Source organism: Nostoc sp. LPT (assembly GCF_017115165.1).
In the GTDB taxonomy this organism is placed as follows: Bacteria; Cyanobacteriota; Cyanobacteriia; order Cyanobacteriales; family Nostocaceae; genus Nostoc.
The window spans coordinates 105682-123537 of record NZ_JABXKF010000139.1; the positions used below are offsets into that span (position 1 = coordinate 105682).

The 17856-nt window shown below is 41.9% G+C and carries 20 protein-coding genes; 5 read left to right on the forward strand and 15 right to left on the reverse strand.

Going from position 1 to position 17856, the window contains the following annotated elements; translation table 11 throughout:
- Window positions 1–2: 2 nt before the first annotated feature.
- From HWQ58_RS26245 to HWQ58_RS26305, 13 genes are all read right to left on the reverse strand, one after another.
- Window positions 3–1424 (reverse strand): peptidoglycan-binding protein, encoded by a 1422-nt coding sequence (locus HWQ58_RS26245; RefSeq protein ID WP_292869335.1) that lies wholly within the window; start codon window positions 1422–1424, stop codon window positions 3–5.
- Between the two features lie 265 nt (window positions 1425–1689).
- Window positions 1690–2199 carry an SH3 domain-containing protein gene (locus HWQ58_RS26250; RefSeq protein ID WP_292869619.1) on the reverse strand — a complete coding sequence of 170 codons (510 nt, stop codon included), beginning with the start codon at window positions 2197–2199 and terminating at the stop codon, window positions 1690–1692.
- A gap of 288 nt (window positions 2200–2487) precedes the next feature.
- Entirely contained in the window at window positions 2488–3999 is a 1512-nt protein-coding gene (locus HWQ58_RS26255; RefSeq protein WP_292869338.1) for an AAA family ATPase, read from the reverse strand.
- Window positions 4000–4182: 183 nt separating this feature from the next.
- Window positions 4183–5337, reverse strand: coding sequence for an AAA family ATPase (locus HWQ58_RS26260; RefSeq protein ID WP_292869340.1), 1155 nt, complete (start codon window positions 5335–5337; stop codon window positions 4183–4185).
- A gap of 106 nt (window positions 5338–5443) precedes the next feature.
- The gene (locus tag HWQ58_RS26265; RefSeq protein ID WP_292869343.1) at window positions 5444–6088 is read right to left on the reverse strand and encodes an AAA family ATPase; all 645 of its coding nucleotides are present in this window, start codon (window positions 6086–6088) and stop codon (window positions 5444–5446) included.
- A 241-nt stretch (window positions 6089–6329) separates the two neighbouring features.
- Window positions 6330–6848 carry a YceD family protein gene (locus HWQ58_RS26270; protein WP_292869346.1) on the reverse strand — a complete coding sequence of 173 codons (519 nt, stop codon included), beginning with the start codon at window positions 6846–6848 and terminating at the stop codon, window positions 6330–6332.
- A gap of 161 nt (window positions 6849–7009) precedes the next feature.
- On the reverse strand, window positions 7010–7537 hold the full coding sequence (locus HWQ58_RS26275) for a R3H domain-containing nucleic acid-binding protein (RefSeq protein ID WP_292869349.1): 528 nt from the start codon (window positions 7535–7537) through the stop codon (window positions 7010–7012).
- Window positions 7534–8685, reverse strand: a complete 1152-nt coding sequence (gene yidC, locus HWQ58_RS26280) for a membrane protein insertase YidC (protein WP_292869352.1) — start codon at window positions 8683–8685, stop codon at window positions 7534–7536. The genes HWQ58_RS26275 and yidC overlap by 4 nt, the downstream gene beginning before the upstream one ends.
- 45 nt (window positions 8686–8730) lie before the next feature.
- Window positions 8731–8856, reverse strand: a complete 126-nt coding sequence (locus HWQ58_RS26285) for a hypothetical protein (RefSeq protein WP_292869355.1) — start codon at window positions 8854–8856, stop codon at window positions 8731–8733.
- 48 nt (window positions 8857–8904) lie between these two features.
- Window positions 8905–9297 (reverse strand): PH domain-containing protein, encoded by a 393-nt coding sequence (locus HWQ58_RS26290; protein ID WP_292869358.1) that lies wholly within the window; start codon window positions 9295–9297, stop codon window positions 8905–8907.
- Window positions 9284–9706 carry a ribonuclease P protein component gene (rnpA, locus tag HWQ58_RS26295; protein ID WP_292869361.1) on the reverse strand — a complete coding sequence of 141 codons (423 nt, stop codon included), beginning with the start codon at window positions 9704–9706 and terminating at the stop codon, window positions 9284–9286. The genes HWQ58_RS26290 and rnpA overlap by 14 nt, the downstream gene beginning before the upstream one ends.
- 25 nt (window positions 9707–9731) lie before the next feature.
- Window positions 9732–9866 carry a 50S ribosomal protein L34 gene (gene rpmH, locus HWQ58_RS26300; protein ID WP_099102484.1) on the reverse strand — a complete coding sequence of 45 codons (135 nt, stop codon included), beginning with the start codon at window positions 9864–9866 and terminating at the stop codon, window positions 9732–9734.
- A gap of 179 nt (window positions 9867–10045) precedes the next feature.
- Complete coding sequence (locus HWQ58_RS26305) at window positions 10046–10558, reverse strand: DUF2808 domain-containing protein (RefSeq protein WP_292869364.1); 513 nt, start codon at window positions 10556–10558, stop codon at window positions 10046–10048.
- Window positions 10559–11357: 799 nt separating this feature from the next.
- Between HWQ58_RS26305 and HWQ58_RS26310 the strand changes: the two genes are divergently transcribed.
- The 5 genes from HWQ58_RS26310 to HWQ58_RS26330 all read left to right on the forward strand — a co-directional run bounded on the left by HWQ58_RS26310 (window position 11358) and on the right by HWQ58_RS26330 (window position 16571).
- On the forward strand, window positions 11358–12524 hold the full coding sequence (locus HWQ58_RS26310; protein ID WP_292869367.1) for a Re/Si-specific NAD(P)(+) transhydrogenase subunit alpha: 1167 nt from the start codon (window positions 11358–11360) through the stop codon (window positions 12522–12524).
- A gap of 31 nt (window positions 12525–12555) precedes the next feature.
- Window positions 12556–12849, forward strand: a complete 294-nt coding sequence (locus HWQ58_RS26315) for an NAD(P) transhydrogenase subunit alpha (protein WP_292869370.1) — start codon at window positions 12556–12558, stop codon at window positions 12847–12849.
- A complete protein-coding gene (locus tag HWQ58_RS26320) occupies window positions 12846–14252 on the forward strand; it encodes an NAD(P)(+) transhydrogenase (Re/Si-specific) subunit beta (protein WP_292869373.1) in 1407 nt (468 codons plus the stop codon). The genes HWQ58_RS26315 and HWQ58_RS26320 overlap by 4 nt, the downstream gene beginning before the upstream one ends.
- A gap of 545 nt (window positions 14253–14797) precedes the next feature.
- The gene (locus HWQ58_RS26325) at window positions 14798–16339 is read left to right on the forward strand and encodes a tetratricopeptide repeat protein (protein ID WP_292869376.1); all 1542 of its coding nucleotides are present in this window, start codon (window positions 14798–14800) and stop codon (window positions 16337–16339) included.
- Entirely contained in the window at window positions 16326–16571 is a 246-nt protein-coding gene (locus tag HWQ58_RS26330; protein ID WP_292869379.1) for a hypothetical protein, read from the forward strand. The genes HWQ58_RS26325 and HWQ58_RS26330 overlap by 14 nt, the downstream gene beginning before the upstream one ends.
- A gap of 289 nt (window positions 16572–16860) precedes the next feature.
- Here HWQ58_RS26330 and HWQ58_RS26335 read toward each other — a convergent pair whose 3' ends face one another.
- A complete protein-coding gene (locus HWQ58_RS26335; protein ID WP_292869382.1) occupies window positions 16861–17310 on the reverse strand; it encodes a PIN domain-containing protein in 450 nt (149 codons plus the stop codon).
- A complete protein-coding gene (locus tag HWQ58_RS26340) occupies window positions 17307–17585 on the reverse strand; it encodes a hypothetical protein (protein WP_292869384.1) in 279 nt (92 codons plus the stop codon). Before HWQ58_RS26340 ends, HWQ58_RS26335 begins: the two co-directional genes overlap by 4 nt.
- Window positions 17586–17856: the final 271 nt, after the last annotated feature.

Genomic DNA, 17856 nt, shown 5'->3' on the forward strand with positions numbered 1-17856 from the left:
AGTTAATTGTATTTTACCCGTGCATCAAGACCTAACGAGCGGAGCTTTTTTGTTAGTGTTTCTGCTTGGGCGCGATCGCTAAATGCTCCAGCATTCACGTAATCCCCTAGATTGGATTGCTCCGCGATAGCATTGGGTATATATTGTTGTACTTTACTTAGAGTATCATTACTGGAAATGGGAATTATTACTCTGTAAGGATTATTAGCAACTAATGTATTGCCATTGGTAACAGGTATTACATAGTCATTGGCAGGAGGTAATGCATAGGGATTAGTGTCAGCTAATACATAATCATTATTTGGAGTATAATTGCCTCCAGTTGAACCATTTAACCCCAATGCTTCCCAAGTTTGCCAATCTACATTTCCAGTGGAATTAATTCGAGAATATTGCTGGAATGCAATCACAGATTGTCTGGTGTAATTGTTGAAAAGTCCATCAGGATTAGTATTAGAGAAACCCAACTGCGCCAAACGCTCTTGAACTAATCTGACATTTTCTCCGCGATCGCCTACAGTTAGATAACTTCTACCTGGTTGTTGAGTACCACCTGTGGAGACTCTACGCACTGAGTCCAAAACTTGGACATTAGCAATGCCATCAACAGGTAGTCCATTATTTCGCTGGAATGCAATTACAGCTTCTCTAGTCATTGGGCCAACATTCCCAGTGGCATCAGCATTTAAATAACCTAGCTGCCGCAAACGCACTTGGAGTTCTCTGACTTGTTGAGTGGAAAGACTCGATCTTCCTGAAGTCGGAGAGGAACCCATTAGTGCGTTCCAAGTTTGTCGATTCACAATTCCGTTAGCAGTTATGCGATAATTTCGCTGGAATGCAATTACAGCATCTTTAGTAATTGGTCCAAAATTCCCAGTGGGATTAGTATTAAAGTAGCCTAACTGCCGTAGACGCCGTTGTAATCTTGTGACGGCTGTACCAGTTTTGCCTTGAGAAAGAGTAGGATATTGACCAACTGGCGAGCGCGATGCGCCACCGATATTTCTATTAGAACTTCTACTTTGACACGCTTGTTGCAAGGCTCGTTGAGTACTAATACCCACAATTCCATCAGCCGATATTCTATTGGCTCGCTGGAATTTGATCGTAGCATTTTGAGTCAAGCTAGCAAACTTACCTGTCACCGGGCCGTTAAAGTAGCCTAACTTTTTTAAACATCTCTGGGTACTGCTAACTTCAGGCCCGTTACTTCCGATTTTCTGAAGTGCTAAAGCTTGCCCAGCAATACTCAAAAGCCCCGTAATCAGAGCCACAGACAAAAAACGCATTGCAGCACCAGTCGATAACTTTTTCCAATTTAAAAATTTGAAATTAACTACGATAGGAACAACCTTGATGCTTTCGGATGCCTCGTAGACTGAGGCAAGCTTGATTAAATGGCTAGCTACCCCTGTTTTCACTTGCTTTTTTCAAGTTGATGACTAGAAAAAAGTATACCACTTACCTGTGTAATAATTACTTTTCGTATGATTCTTTATAAGTAAGTGTCCTGGGGAGATGAGGGAGATGAGGGAGATGAGGGAGATGAGGGAGATGAGGGAGATGAGGGAGATAGGGGGGCAAGGGGACAAGGGGGTAAACAAAACTCCTAACTCTTAACTCTTAACTTCTAACTCAGCACTCAGCACTCAGCACTCAGCACTCAGCACTCCTAATGCCCCATGCCTATTGTTCATTAACTTTTTCAGTATTACCTGCTTTCACCCAACCTTCTTGTTCGCTACCTTCCAAACGGATCTTTTGCCAAGCCTTATCGTCGCTTTCTGACAAAATAATAATTTTTTGATTAAAACCAACTCCACCAATCTTTTCAGATTCTTGATTTGGTTGCGATCGCAAACTCAAGCCTTCAGCCCAACTAACACGCCCTCGGTAAGCTCCCGATGGTAATGGTTTTGATGATGGGGTAGCCTTTGGTGATTCTGTGGGAGTAGAGGTTGAGCTTGGAGACGATTGAGTAGGTGTCCCAGGTGTAAGAGCGGGCTTACTTCCTCCAGGCTCAGTTTTTTTAGGAGCTTGGGCTTTCACCGAAGGACTATCATTGGAATAAATGGGTTTGGCCGGTGCTATGCCGGTGCGATTCATAAAATAGAGTGCAATTGCAGCACCGCCACCTATTAGCACAGCGATCGCTAAGAAAAACCCCAGTATAAACTTTGTTAAGCCAGACAACATAATTAAAACCTGATTATCAAGAGTCAAGAGTGAAGGTGAGCCAGTCATCTGCGTATTTCCCCCATTGAGGAGAGTTGTGTTGAACTGGCTCTGACGGGTTACGAGTAGAGAAGCAAGTAACCCATCAGTATAAGAATCAATAGTCCATAATAATTCATCATTAACTATTGACTTTTGACTAACTCATTATTGTAGCTATGCTGAATAGACATCTAGTGAAATTAAATATGCGTTATCGAGATCCTTTGTAGAGACATAGCACTGCTACATCTCTACATTTTTTTGGGTTCACGTAGTGCGCCGGAGGCGTTCGCTCAAAGGACTGTGTTTGGATGCTAAACGCGCTCTCCCAGCAGCAGCCCATTCTTGGAGTTGCTGAATTTGTTCTACAGCAGTTCGTGCCAAGGGTATAATCTGACTGGCTGCTTCTAAAATATCATCGGTAGCAAAGTCGCGGTTTTGGCTAAATCCAATATGCATCGCTTCAATTAAAGTTTGCTCAATCTCTGCCCCAGAAAAATCGGGCGTTTCATAGGCTAACCTTTCGATGTCATAACTTTTTAAGTTATGGGGGCGCAGTCGGGATAAATGAACATCATAAATTGCTTTTCTCTCTTCTTGGGTAGGCAAACCCACAAAGAAAATTTCATCAAATCGCCCCTTGCGGAGCATTTCCGGCGGTAAGGCTTGAATATCGTTGGCGGTGGCGACGACAAACACGGGTGAGCTTTTTTCGGCTAGCCAGGTAATAAAAGTACCAAACACACGGCTGGCTGTTCCGGCATCACCTTTGCTACCAAGTCCGGCAAAGGCTTTATCTATTTCATCAATCCACAAAATACAGGGAGCGAGGGCTTCAGCTACTTGGATCATTTGGCGAGTGCGAGATTCTGATTCACCTACTAAACCACCAAATAACCTGCCCACATCCAGACGTAGCAGGGGTAAATGCCAGTGATGAGCGATCGCTTTTGCGGTTAATGATTTACCAGTCCCCTGAATACCCACTAACATTAAACCACGGGGGTGCGGTAATCCGTACTGTCGCGCTCTATCAGTAAATGAGCCTCCTCGACGAATCAGCCAGTCTTTCAAGTTATCCAGTCCGCCAATATCAGAAATTTGCTCAGTGGCGGGGTAAAAGTCCAAGATTTGGGTTTGGCGGATAGTTTGGCGTTTTTCTTCCAAAACCAGATCCACGTCTTCTGGTTGCAATTCACCGTGAGTAGCGATCGCTTTTGCCAAAACCCGGCGAATCCGTTCCATCGAAAGTCCTTGACAAGAGCGCACCAAATCATCTAAAACTTTTGCAGAAAGTGAGTTACCAGTACTTTGTAGTAAGCGATCTACCTCAGTTTTAATTTCTGGGGCGGCGGGTAAGGGAAACTCGACGACTGTTAGCACTTCAGTTAAGTCGTCAGGGATGGCGATACGTGGCGACAGTAGGACAATATTTTTTGGTTGCGACTTCAGGAGTCGGGCGAGATTGCGAAGTTTGCGAGCGATCGCTACATCATCTAAAAAGCGATGATAATCTCGGAGAATCAAGACCGCAGGTGCGGAAGCTGGTAATTTTTCGATGAATTCTAAAGCTTGCAACGGATTACGTCGTCCAAAGCCAACATCATTCGGGTTTCCTTGATAGCCATCGACAAAATCCCAAGTATACACCGGGCGATTACCCTGGTTGGTGGCTTCTTCCCGGATAGCTGCTTCTACCCGCTCCTCCTCATAAGTAGGAATATAAATCAAGGGGTAGCGGGCGCGTAGCAGCAGTTTAAACTCTTCACGGAAGTTCATATATAGCTGTGGTTATTAGTTCTTCTCTCATTGTTCAGGTTTGTATCACCTCTAACAACTAAAAAACCAACATCTACCAGTTCATAGCGGTTGCGAGTGCGATCGCTCTATGTAAGATATTCCTTAAGGGTGAGCGATCGCTCGGTTGTGGTGATTGGGATTAGATAATCAGTATAAAAATAACTACTGACTTTTATGTAAAAAATTTCTTAATTCTTCAGCCAATTCAGACAATAAATCAGGTTTATTCTCAACTAGCCATTCTGTAAGCTTTTTAGAGTGTTTAGTCTTTCTAAATTCCAATTTATTCTCACATAATTCTTGAAATAAACTTGAAAGTATATTTGCACCGTGAATCTTAGATAACCAATTATTATCTGAAACTTCTTCTCTTTTTACACCTTGAAGCAGATAGGATTTTTCCTGTTTAATTTTGTCAAGATATTCCTGAACCTGAGTAATATTGATAGGTGTTTCTAGCCATGTAGCTTCTTCATTTATTACCACTGATATAGCTTCAGAGTAAAGTAGATAATTTTCATACATGGGTAGGTGTAAAAATGTCACACCTCTCTTTTTTAGTTCTTGAATCTTTGTTTCTGTCTTACTCTCTCTATCAAATATAAATCCAATGGCTGGCGGAAATAGAGTTGCTCCCGTTGTGAGTTTTTTATAAATATCAAAAACAAGGTCAGACCGTTTTCCATCCAAAAGAGCATCAGTGCTATTGACAGATAAAATTTTAATACCCATTAATATTGTTCTTGCAACTTTCTCCAATATCAGTGGAAAACATTTCTCCTCAGTTTGTCCTTCCACCCAGAGAATACTATCAGCACCGAAAACGTCGGATAACCTAACTCCAAGTTCAGCTAAAATTTCGTTTTGTGACTCTATCTCTTTTGGATTTATTACTGATGCAGTTGTTTCACAATCTTGATATTGAAGTTTAATAATAGTAGATGGATTCGCAGATGCGATAATTTCTGGCGAATGAGTAGCAATAAAATATTGGTGCTGCGGAAATTGTTTAATAATTTCTATAAGTTTTTTAGCTGCACCTGGATGTAAAAAAGATTGTGGTTCATCAATAATCAACGTTCTATGTTCTTCAGAAGAAACTAGAATATACAAAATGGCTAGTACTTGACTAACTCCACTTCCACAGGATGAAAGAGGAAGTGATAAATCATTTCTATGAAGATTATCTGTATTCCAAACCAGAATTTCAACATTTGTATCATTTCTCATTACAACAGATATCCATTTTATTTCTGGTAAAATATCTGAAACTAATTTATTGAACTGAGCAAACATTCCTGGAATTTTACCCTGCAAGATAAAGAGTACTTCCGCAAGATTAGAAGCGTTTGATTTTAGGTTTATATCAGCTTTGCTCTCACATTTGCAAATCCCAATATTTAGACGTTCAGCCTGAAATCTATTAAATACGATTTTGAAATTTATTAAATAATTTATAACCTATGCTTTCTTGAATTTTTCCACTATAATTAACAAAAGGTTCTTGTACAATGCCGTCATCATCTGAATAAGATGTAGTTTCTTCAATAACTATCTGGTAGCTCTGATTATATTTAATTTTGTAAAAAACTTTCTCAAAAGCTTGTTTATATGATTCAAAATTAAGTAATTTTATTAAACTCCTATTCTCCATTTTTATATTAGGCTGCAAAAATAAACTTGTCTGTATAAAATCAGGATTTTCTAAAAAATCTTTAAATTGTCTAACGGCGTATCTCACAGATTCGTCGATAGCGCTCATATATTGGCTATGATACTCATTTGGATTATATTCATATTTATCAGCAAAAAAATAATAGTTTTCAGTTGCTGCTCTAGGAATTCCAATAATAGATAATTTTTTTATAAAACTTCGCAATTCTTCTTTTTCAATCTTCAAAGTAATTTCTATTTTCGATTCCTCTTGTATACTCGAAAGCTTATTTGGTAAAGTCTTTAAACTTTTGTAAGGATGATTTTCAAACTCTAGCGTCAGTACCTCAAGTAAAGAAGTTTTTCCCGCATTATTTCGCCCAACAATAATATTAATACCTGGTGAAAATTCCATTAGTCCAGAGTCGAGATATGACTTATAGTTAAATACTTGCAGCTTCTTAATAAACATTTTGTCTCATTTCTTGAGTTAATTTTATTATTAGCAATTTTACATATTTTGCCAAGTAAAACCGAAGAAACCCGGTCTCTTAGAGAAGCCGGGTTTCTATGGAAATGTCATAGATTAGCTTAGTAAACTACTGCATAAGTTGTAAGACTTAAAGTGAACAAGTGATGCACCGTAACGCGTCTTACTATCCTGGAAGTTGTTTTTTCAGTGCTTCCAGAGAAGCCCAACGGTGATCGACTGGAGTTTCAGGACTATCAGAACTATCAACAGTACTACTTACAGGAATACCTGGACAATTGCGATCGCATAATTGGCGCAGGGGTATTGCCAAACACATCTGCTCATATAGCCATTCGTTGGGATAAAAATAACCATCGGGCGGTAAGCTTTCCAGTAAATCTTCCATAACCACTTCCCTTTCTAAAGGCAAGTCATTTGGCTGATTTGCAGTTTCGTCTAACCAGATGATTTCCTTCGTATCAAGCCCTAAACGGCGATTGTATTGCTGCAAGCAGCGGTTGCAGGTACAAGTAATAATTGTTTCTGCCTGACCCGACACTTCCAGGTAATTGCCATGATGTTGCACGCGCACATGACCGCGAACTGGTGTTAACGTTTCTAGACCAGGCAGAAATTCCTTAACTTGAACTTCCTCTGTTCGCTCCGATGCTCTAATTAGCTGCGGAATATAAATTGCGTCCATAGGATTTGTGAGACATCCTCACTAAAATTTATCTCGATTACCAGCAATTATACTGATACTGAATCTTTATTTTATCCCTTAAGAACAAGAGAAATTTTGAAATTTGAAATTATATATGGTTATGAGTTTTCAATTAACTCCAAACTCATAACTCCTAACTCCTAACTTCTAACTCCTTCCAACGAAGCTGGACAGACAACCAGATGACGATGTGGCTCTTTACCGCGACTGAAGGTTTCTAAATCTCCAAATTCCTTCAAGAAGGTATGAACTTGACGCCGTTCAGCAGAACTAAGAGATTTGATTTCCACTTCTCTACCAGAAAAGCGCACTTCATCGGCTGCTGCTTCTGCTAATGCGCGAATTTCGGCTTCTCTTTTAACCCTGTAGCCATTTAACTCAATGGTGTAAGAGGCTTGTTCTTCCGGGGGTTGGCTGAGGTTTAGAACCGAATTTGCTAGATACTGAATCGCATCTAACACAGAACCATCAGCACCGATTAATAGCTGGATTTGTTCTGATGTCAAATTGGTTTGGTCAATAGTCAACCAGTAGTTATCTGGTTCTGGGGAATCACCATCTTGAGATTGGGCAGTTTCTAAATGACCCTGAATCTCAGTAGGTATTCCAGTAAGTTCCAACAGAGTTTTTAACCACTGCTGACCTCGCTGCATCGGAATGTCGCTCATGATCCCCCTGTCGCCTTTTTCTTAGGATTTTTTGGTTCAAACGGTAATGCTTTTTGTTCTGTGACTGCTGCTTCTTTCTCCTGGGTTTCTACAATTTTTTGCAGTTCCTCTGGTAGAGGTTCGCGGGAGAGAAGATAAGTTTGTGCAGTCTGGAAAATATTACCAATCACCATATACATCAGTACCCCAGCTGGTAGGGGAAAGAACAAGAACATCCCAGAAAAGATGACGGGAGTGATTTTGTTAACTGTATCCTGCTGTGGATTGCCACCGCTGGAATTTTGCCCAGAAAGCATTTGGCTAACATAAAGGCTAATTCCAAAGAAGACGATCATGGCGACAATATCCCAATGAATTGTGCCATCTGCATCTTGTGCGCCAACCCTGCCTAAAGCATCAATAAATAGAAAGCCTTTTTCTGCTGCCAATCCAGGAATTGTTCCTTGAATAGTAACTTCTCCCGGTTGCAAGGCTTCTACATTGCCCTGGGTATCAATTTTTATCCTATCTTCACCTTTGGTAATTTTCCAATCAGGAATCAGCTTATTTTCTGGGTGTTCTGCTAAAAGCACCTGAAATGGTTTACCCTCAACAGTCTGATACTGTATCTTGGTTTGTTCTCCCACCGCTAATTTGTTTCCGCTGGGAATAATAGCAGCTACTTTAACGTGTTCCCCATCTGCAACATAAATGTTTTGAGGAGCAGTGGCAAAGGCTTGCGGTTGAATTTGTTCGATTTGTTCTGCAGGAAGAATTTGCAGGTTAACGCTGTAGTTTGCACTTGCAAAAGGCGAACCCCGCAAAGTGGCAAACAGCGCTAACAAAACTGGCATTTGCACTAGTAATGGAAAACAGCCTGCTAAAGGGTTGCCAAATTCTTTTTGGACATTAACCATTTCCTCCTGTTGCTTTTGCGGTTCATCCTTATAGCGCTCTTTGATTTCTGCCATCCGCTTTTGCATCAGAGGTTGTACAATTCGCATTTTCCGCATGTTGCGAATTGAGCCAGCACTCAGGGGATAGAGCGCGAAGCGGACTATCAAGGTCAAAGCAACGATCGCTAATCCGTAGCTAGGCACAATACCATAGAAAAAGTCTATGATTGGCAGCATCACGTTGTTCGAGAGAAAGCCGATACCAAAATCCATTATTCTGAATTCAACCTGAGGTACTGTAAACTGAATCTAATTTATCTAAATCATGATTTGTCGGCGACTATCTTTCGCTACGGATAGCCGCACATTATAAATGGGGCGTTGGGCACTTGTACTGAGCGACTTGCCTTGAGCGAAGTCGAAAAGAGCCGAAGTATTGGGCATTGGTTGTTCGCCCTCATCTCCCCCTGCTTACTCTGCTCTCTACTTCCATCACTTATTGACAGTGCCGCTAAATTCGGGATTTTTTGCAGCAATTCTTTCGTTAATGTAGTCATAGACTTCGCGAAAATTGGGAATTGCGCGCAATTCGAGACGACTGCCGTTCTTTAGAGTGATCGCCATATCTCCCCAAAAGCCAATGCCACGGGGGACTTTGACGATTTTGACAATTTCTGAGTAAATTACGTCAGTGCGATCGCGCCCCTGCCAACCTCCGGTAACAGTAATTCGGCGATCGGTGATGCGAAAACGCAGCCACAATGCCCTGACAATTGCCCCAACTGCTAATGGTATGCCGACAATGGTTAGCCCAATCAGCAGGTTGACAATTAAATCCCCAACATGGGGGCCACCTTCATAATAAACATCTTCACGAATTCCCATCGAACACCTCAGCTTGTGCCAACAACTGCTCTAATTCTTGCAGAAATTGTGGGCTTACGCACTTAGATTCTGCTGCTGTGGGTTTGACAATGAATACTAGCCGCCATCCTGGTGATAATTTTGGCAGCAAATTGTGTAAAGCAGCAGTAATTTGCCGTTTAATTCGGTTGCGAACCACTGCCCTTTTGCTGACTTTTGTGCTAATCGAAATGCCAATCTGCGTACTGGCAAGATGTGCTGAGTCAGTTGCTTGTGTAGTCTGGGTGGCAGTGTCCAAAGGAGGTTTTGTTGAACATAACGGCTTTAAGGCTCTCAATGTTAAATAAGAGCCATGACGCCGAATTCCTTCTCGGAAAACTGCCTGGAAATCCTTTCGGGATTTTAGCCGATTTGCTTTGGGCAAAGCCACAGATGCTCTTTTAGCTTGATATGCCCTAGACGCTCAGACGGTGACGTCCTTTTTTTCTTCTGGCGCTAATCACGTTTCTGCCGTCTGGTGTCCGCATCCTGGCGCGAAAACCAGAGGTTCTTTTTCTCTTACGACTAGTGCCGCCCAGTGTTCTTTTCATACTGTTCTCCCCTTAGGTGATTTTTATAAAAACTCACAATCTCTAATTGTATCACTTTGTGAGGGAATTGGGAATTGGGCATGGAGAAGAGATGAGGGAGACAAGGAAGAGGGGAGAGATTTATTCAATAATTCCCCCTTGTCTCCCTTATCCCCCTCATCTCCCCCTGCTCCCCACGCTTAACTAATGCTCAAAATCCATGTTCCCATATAGCGCAGTAGTGGTACATCCCCAGGGGAGAGCACTTGACAGTTAAAATAGTAAACTCCGCCGAACGATGGGTTTTTCACGTTAGATAACACTACCTCAACTGCACTACCTGCTGGCACTGGCTCTTGAGGAAAAATATTAATCAGTTTACCTTCTTTGTCCCACTTCACCTCAGAAAGCGGAACTGCTTTGCCTTTGACTCGGACTTCAATTTTTTTCTGGTCAAAAGTTCCTTTGTAATAATCAGGGTAGGTAATTGCAAATTGACCAACCGCTAATTTCATTCTTTTGGCTGGAATTCTTAATATATAACGATCCCAACCATTAGCTTGTCCCCCAAAATCTAACCTAAAGGGTAGCTGATTTTCTTGTTTGATGCCGCTAAAGAGCGTAAATCCAGGTAAGCTTTGTGCCAAAGTTAAGGCTGGTAATCCAGTAACCAAAAAGCTAGTCACGGCTAAAGCAGAAAGTAAACGTCGCATAATTGGGCTTCCTCTACCAAAATATAAATCTGTTATCTAAAATAACTGTGTGTTAGTATTCTTTACTAAACTTTACTACTGGCTTCCTGACAATGGACGTTTAATTTCAAGAAAAAGTGCCATCCTCCCTGAAGTTTAGGCAACAGTAAAATCACTTAGTACTAAATTAAACATATATTAAATTTACTTCATTACCCTTATAGAGTCCTGATTTGATTACTAAGTTGGTCAAATTTGAACTAGATAGAAATACTGCTAGGATGGGATTGTGTTGACAAATATGTATAAGTGTATCTAAATTTGAGAATTTTGTTATAAAAATTGAGCCAGGCCATCAGCGATCGCCAGTTAAGTTGGGCTAAATTGATTAAAATAAGTTGAATTGGAATCGAAGTCGTAATTATTAAAATTTGATTGGGAAATTATAAAGCTTTCAAAATTCGGTCAATATTACTCTATAAGAAAGGAATACCAAAATTTCTCAATCCCGAAAACAAGTTAAAGATAAAGATGCAAAATTTGGGAATCAATTTAGGATGTGCAATACGTAACCCTGTTTGCAACTATCTGAAAATATGACATCTGCGAGCGGCAAAGCGGAAAGTCCGATCGGAGGGAACCTCCGCTCAGAACTTTACAAAAAAAATGAGGCTTTGTCTGGAGAGCTAAGATTCAAGGTTCAATCTACAAGTAAAATTCATGGCTGATGTTCCTGCCTAAGTACTATGAGCGCGGAACATCCCTCGTCTGGACAATCGCTTACTAAGCAGAGATTAGGTATTTATCTTCAGGAGATTTCATGAGAATAGCAGTTGCTAAAGAAATTGAAGTTTGTGAACGTCGTGTGGCATTAATTCCTGACACAGTTGCCCGATTGGTAAAACAAGGTTTGGAAGTTTGGGTAGAAGCGGGTGCAGGAGAACGCTCATTTTTTAGCGATCCTGACTATGAAGCTGCAGGTGCCACAATAATCAGCGATACTGCCAAATTATGGGGTGAAACAGATATTCTGCTGAAAGTCAGTCCACCGCAAGAACGAGAAGATGGACGCTCAGAAATTGATTTGTTAAAGGAAGGGGCTGTTTTAGTCAGTTTCCTCAATCCCTTGGGAAATCCTGTTGTGGCGCAGCAACTGGCAAATCGGAAAGTCACAGCTTTGAGTATGGAAATGATCCCCCGTACCACCAGGGCGCAAAGTATGGATGCTTTGTCCTCGCAAGCTTCATTAGCCGGTTACAAAGCAGTATTAATTGCCGCGGCGGCGTTACCGAAATACTTCCCGATGTTAACCACAGCCGCAGGCACGATCGCTCCAGCGAAAGTATTTATTATGGGCGCTGGTGTAGCCGGATTGCAAGCGATCGCCACCGCTAGACGTTTGGGAGCAGTAGTAGAAGCCTTTGATATTCGTCCCGCCGTCAAAGAAGAAGTGCAAAGCTTAGGGGCAAAATTCGTTGAAGTCAAATTAGACGAAGAAACCGTCGCCGCAGGTGGCTACGCCAAAGAAATTTCTGAGGCTAGCAAACAACGTACCCAAGAAGTTGTCGCCGAACACGTCAAAAATTCTGATGTGGTAATTACCACCGCCCAAGTTCCTGGGAGACAAGCACCACGGCTGGTTACAGAAGAAATGGTGGCACAAATGAAACCCGGTTCAGTGATTGTAGATTTAGCTGCTGATCAGGGTGGTAACTGCGCCTGCACAGAACCCGGTAAAGATATTGTGTGGAACGGTGTAACAATTATCGGCCCCATCAATCTCCCGTCATCGATGCCAATTCACGCCAGCCAATTGTATGCCAAGAACGTAACATCGTTGATGCAATTGCTAATTAAAGACAAAGCTTTACAGGTAGACTTTAGCGACGACATCGTTGATGCAGCTTGCGTTACCCACGCTGGTGAAATTCGCAATCAACGAGTGCGGGATGCATTACAAGCATTGAGCGGCGTTGGAGCAGGTTAGTAGCCAAATTACTATAAGGAGTTTTGATTTCATGACAGAGGCATTACTTGCTGCTTTGTTTGTATTTGTTTTGGCATCTTTTATCGGCTTTGAAGTTATCAACAAAATCCCACCGACTCTCCACACGCCCCTAATGTCAGGCTCAAACGCGATTTCTGGCATTTCGGTACTTGGGGCAATAGTGGCCTCAGGTGCTAGAGAAACAAGTGTGTCAGTAATTCTCGGTTTAATTGCTGTAGTACTAGCTACAGTCAACGTTGTAGGTGGCTTTCTAGTCACAGATAGAATGCTGCAAATGTTCAAGAAGAAGGAGATTAGGGCGTGAGCGACTTTTTACCAACTGGCATTCAGCTGACATATTTAGTCGCTGCATCCTTATTCATTTTTGGTTTGAAAAAGCTGGGTTCACCAGCTACAGCGCGAAACGGTAATGTGATTGCATCTGTGGGGATGCTGCTGGCAATTGTAGCGACAATGCTAGATCGGCATGTGTTGAACTACGAGATGATATTGTTGGGCTTGGCGATTGGATCGGGAATTGGGGCGATCGTTGCCTATAAAGTCCAAATGACGGAAATGCCCCAAATGGTGGGTTTACTCAACGGTTTAGGTGGTGCGGCTTCAGCATTAGTCGCCGTTGCCGAATTTTGGCGATTATTAGATTCTGGCGCACCCGTACCTTTAGATGTGAACATTTCCATGCTATTGGACGTGTTAATCGGTGGCGTTACCTTCACAGGTAGTTTTTTAGCCTTTGCTAAATTGCAAGGTTTAATTAGCGGTTCCCCGATTACATTTCCTTTCCAGCAACCATTTAACCTGTTGCTTCTGGGTGCTTATTTGGTAGGTAGTGCCTATTTAATCATCACACCAGATAGCTTACCCATATTCTTAGGAGTGGTAGCTGTTTCCTTAGTGCTGGGTGTGATGTTCGTCATCCCCATTGGTGGCGGCGATATGCCGGTGGTAATTTCGCTGTTGAACTCCTTGTCAGGTGTGGCGGCTGCTGCTGCTGGTTTCGTGGTGATGAACAATATGTTAATCATCGCTGGGGCTTTGGTAGGAGCATCTGGCTTAATCCTCACCGAAATTATGTGTAAGGCAATGAACCGCTCTCTCTTCAGTGTGCTGTTCAGTGCTTTTGGTACAGGATCTACTTCTGGCGGTGGTGCTGCTGGTGGTGGTGCAACCGATCAAACTGTCCGCAGCATCGATCCCGAAGAAGGGGCGATGATGTTGGGTTATGCCCGTTCTGTGGTAATTGTGCCTGGTTATGGTATGGCAGTTGCCCAAGCGCAACATAGCGTCCGGGAATTGTCAGATCAGTTAGAAAAAATGGGCGTTGATGTCAAGTATGCCATTCACCCTGTTGCTGGGAGAATGCCGGGACACATGAATGTGTTGCTAGCAGAGGCAAATGTGGCTTATACCCAGTTGTACGACATGGATGATATTAATCCCCAGTTTGAACAAGCGGATGTGGCTTTGGTAATTGGGGCAAATGATGTGGTAAATCCGGCGGCGCGAAGTGATGTAAATAGCCCGATTTATGGTATGCCGATTTTGGAAGTAGATCGGGCGAAGCAGACGATTGTGATTAAGCGCGGAATGAGTACGGGTTTTGCCGGTGTAGATAATGAGTTGTTCTACAAGGATAAAACTACGATGCTTTTTGGTAGCGCTAAAGATATGGTGTCGAAGTTGGTTTCGGAAGTGAAGCAACTTTAACGAACCGCAGAGGCGCAGAGAGCGCAAAGAAAAGAATTTAGAGAGTTTGCTTGCCTTGGGGGTTTGATGCTTCTGGGGCAAGTTTTTAACATTGTGGTCGAAGGTTAAGCATTATCGGGTTTCTTCAACCCTTAATTGATTTAGTTATTGGCATTCGTGAGAGTTTAAGATAAAATCATTTTTGTCAATTGGTAATTTTACTGAGAATCTACCTAAAAAATAAGTATTAAATTAAACTTTAGACGCGCGCGATTTTGAGGCAGGAATGATGCTTTTAAATGTGACGCGTAGACGTAGCCAGCCGTAGGCATCGCTAGCCCAAAAATTCTGTTGAATAGCCCGATTTTTAGCATAATTTTAAGTACTATTACTCATTGACAAAAGCTCTATAGCTTTAACCTCTCACCGATGAGTTATCGGTGGTGTTTCACGCAAATCTCATCCTTCTGTTTAATTTTTCGTCACATACTTATCAATTTTCCTGCCCACTTACTTAGTTTACAATTGGTAACAGCTTCCGTAACATTACCCCATACTCGCAAAACATGACAAATAATTTTCAAGAGCGAGCAAATAATTTTTTCAACCAAGGAATTGAGCAAGTTCAAGCTGGTCAACTTCAAGCAGCATTGCAGTGTTGGCAAGAAGCACTACGACTTTACCAGCTTTATGACGATCGTCAGTCCGAGGCAATTACATTACTAAATTTGGGCAATGCCTGCCGTGACCTCAACCAATATCCACAAGCGATTGAGTTTTCAGAGCAAGCTCTATCTATTTTTCGCTACAGTAGCGAACTACAAGGGGAGACTAATGCATTGATGCTTATAGGTAGTATTCGCTACAACAGCCATCAATGGAGGGCGGCAATTGAGTACTACCAGCAGGCGCTTAGACTTGTTCAACTTTTGTCAGACCGAGACACAGAGTCACACGCGCTGACTTCTATTGGTAATGCTTACGTCAATCTGAAGCAATTCCAGCAGGCTCTAGCATCCTACCAGCAGGCTTTGCCCATTTTTCGTTCTAGGGGAGATCGTCAAGGAGAAGCTAACGTACTTCAGTATCAGGGAACTGCCTACTACAGCTTTGGACAATTGCAGAAAGCAATTGAATGCTATCAGCAAGCTTTGCTACTCTATCAAGCCATTGGGGAATATGCAGAATCGGCTAAAGTGCTGACTAATCTGGGAAACGCATTTGTTAACATACACCAATTTCAACAGGCAATTGATTACTACCAACAAGCAATTTTTATTTTTCAACAAATCGGTGCTAGTCATGCAGCAGCTTCTGTTCTGGCAAATTTGGGTATGGCTTACCTGAATGTCAATCAATTTCAACAAGCAGTTGAAAGCTATCGTGCCGCCATACCTATCTTTGAGCATTTCGGCAATTTTCAATCGCTTGTTCTCTGCTGCGAGCAAGCGCTACCGATTCATCAACAGCTAGGCGATAGACTTGGAGAAGCTAATACTTTAATTTGTCAAGGTTGGGCTTATAATAATCTCAGTCAATATGCACGGGCAATCGAGTGCTATCAAAAAGCTTTGCCTATCTTACGTGTGCTTAAATTACGCTGTGAAGAAGGAACTGCCTTAAATAGACTAGGTATTGCCTACGACAATATAGGTCAATATCAACAGGCAATTGACTTTTATCAACAAGCTCTCCCCGTATTTCAAGAAATTGATGCTCAACGAGACGTAGCATTCGTACTGACGAATTTAGGGATTGTTCACGACAACCTTAAATGCTACCAACAGGCAATTGAGTTTTACCAGCAAGCCTTGCAGATTGAGAAGCAAGTTGGTACTCGTCAAGGTGAAGCAAGCGTCTTAATAAATTTGGGTGTTCCTTACCGCCGCCTTGCACAATTCCAACAGGCTCTAGCTTGCTATTTGGAAGCCTTGCCAATGGTTCAACAGATGTGCAACAAGAGAGAAGAAGCAATTGTGCTGACCAACTTGGGCAACGTATACCTAGACCTCAAGCAACCTTTGCTTTCTGTTGAATACTACCAAAAAGCTTTGCCTAATATATCGAGAAATTGGCGATGGCCTGTTGTCCGGGATGGTGCTAAGTAATCTCGGTCGAGTGATGTTGGAGCAAAATCAACTAGAAGCTGCCGAATCTTACTTTGATGAAATGGTAGCCGTGCGAGAATCTATTCGTGCTCAATTGCGAGAATTACCCGTTGCTCAACAACAAACATTTCTAAATGAGATTGCTAAAGACTATCAGGATTATGCAAGATTATTACAAGTACGCTCGCAGTATTCAAAGGCACAGCAAATCTTGGACTTGCTTAATATTTAGAACTCGCTCTCCACTCTAGACTTATTGTAAGGAACAGTGACTTCGTAGGAGTATAGCTCTCTTTTTCCTTTGCGCTTCTGCGTAATAAGGCTAGGCAAAGCCCGCCGCAGGCATCGTCCTCTCCTTCCTCTGTGTTCTCTGCGCCTCTGTGGTTCGTTAAAAAGAGCGATCACCTGAAAAATCTCTACTCCTGCCATCGCTCTCTTTACCTCTGTGTTCTCTGCGCCTCTGTGGTTCGTTAAAAAGTGCGATCGTCAAATCTCCACAGTGCGCTAGCTCTGCAATATAATTAAGACTGCGGTGTAACACTGCGCGGATCAACAACTACAATTGCAGAAAAACGTTTAAAGTCATCAATATTAAATGTAAGTAGATGTGTAATCTGGTGTGTTATCATCGCCGCAACTAAACGTGCATCATGCACCTTTTTTCCCATGACTTGGTATTTAACAATTAGAGATTCCCACTCACCAAAAATAGCAGGTGTATCAAGGTATAGTATAAATATCTTCTTGAGTTTATCAGTTTCTTCTACTGCTTGAGCCGTGGATAAACCTAAACCATTACTATTAATTGGTCTTGTAGCAACAGCCCAAAACTCAATGAGATTCTGTGGAATTATATGTAATAATTCCCCTTGTCTCTTGAGCATCAATATGGCTCCTTGAGTATCAAAGTGCATTGGGCTATTCTTCTGCACCAAACGCAGCAAAATATTAGTATCCACCAAATAGCTCATAACATTTCATCTTCTCTGGTGTAAATACTCTCTCGACTAATTGCTTCATCTGAAAGTGGTGGTGCTAAAGAAAAAGCAGGACTATTTATTAAATCTGTTAATATAGCTTCCCATTCTTCCTGAGTTGATACTTGATAAAAAAAACTTTCTTCATGGCTGGTTAAACTGTTTTCAATCAGATATGTAAGATAAGCTTCTAACGATAAACCTTGTGCAGCAGCTTCAGCAATGAGACGAGCCTCTATTTCTGGTTTCAATTGTAGCTGTATGGTCATTTGTTGTCTCCTAATTCCCTGAGTTGTAGAAGTCTTCATTCAGGATCATCGCAAAAGTCTTCTCCCTCTAACTCTGAGAATATATTTAATTCACTACCAGGTGCATAATCTGCAATAGCTGTCATTGCGGCTAGTGTTAATTAGCATTTTTGCTCGTCTTTGGTAAGTGAATGTTTTTCTTGAAGAACCAATTGCAGGGCTGATTCAGCTATCTTGAGGCGATCGCTTATGCTCAGGTTTGGGAGTGCTTGGAGAATTTCTTTAGTTTCCA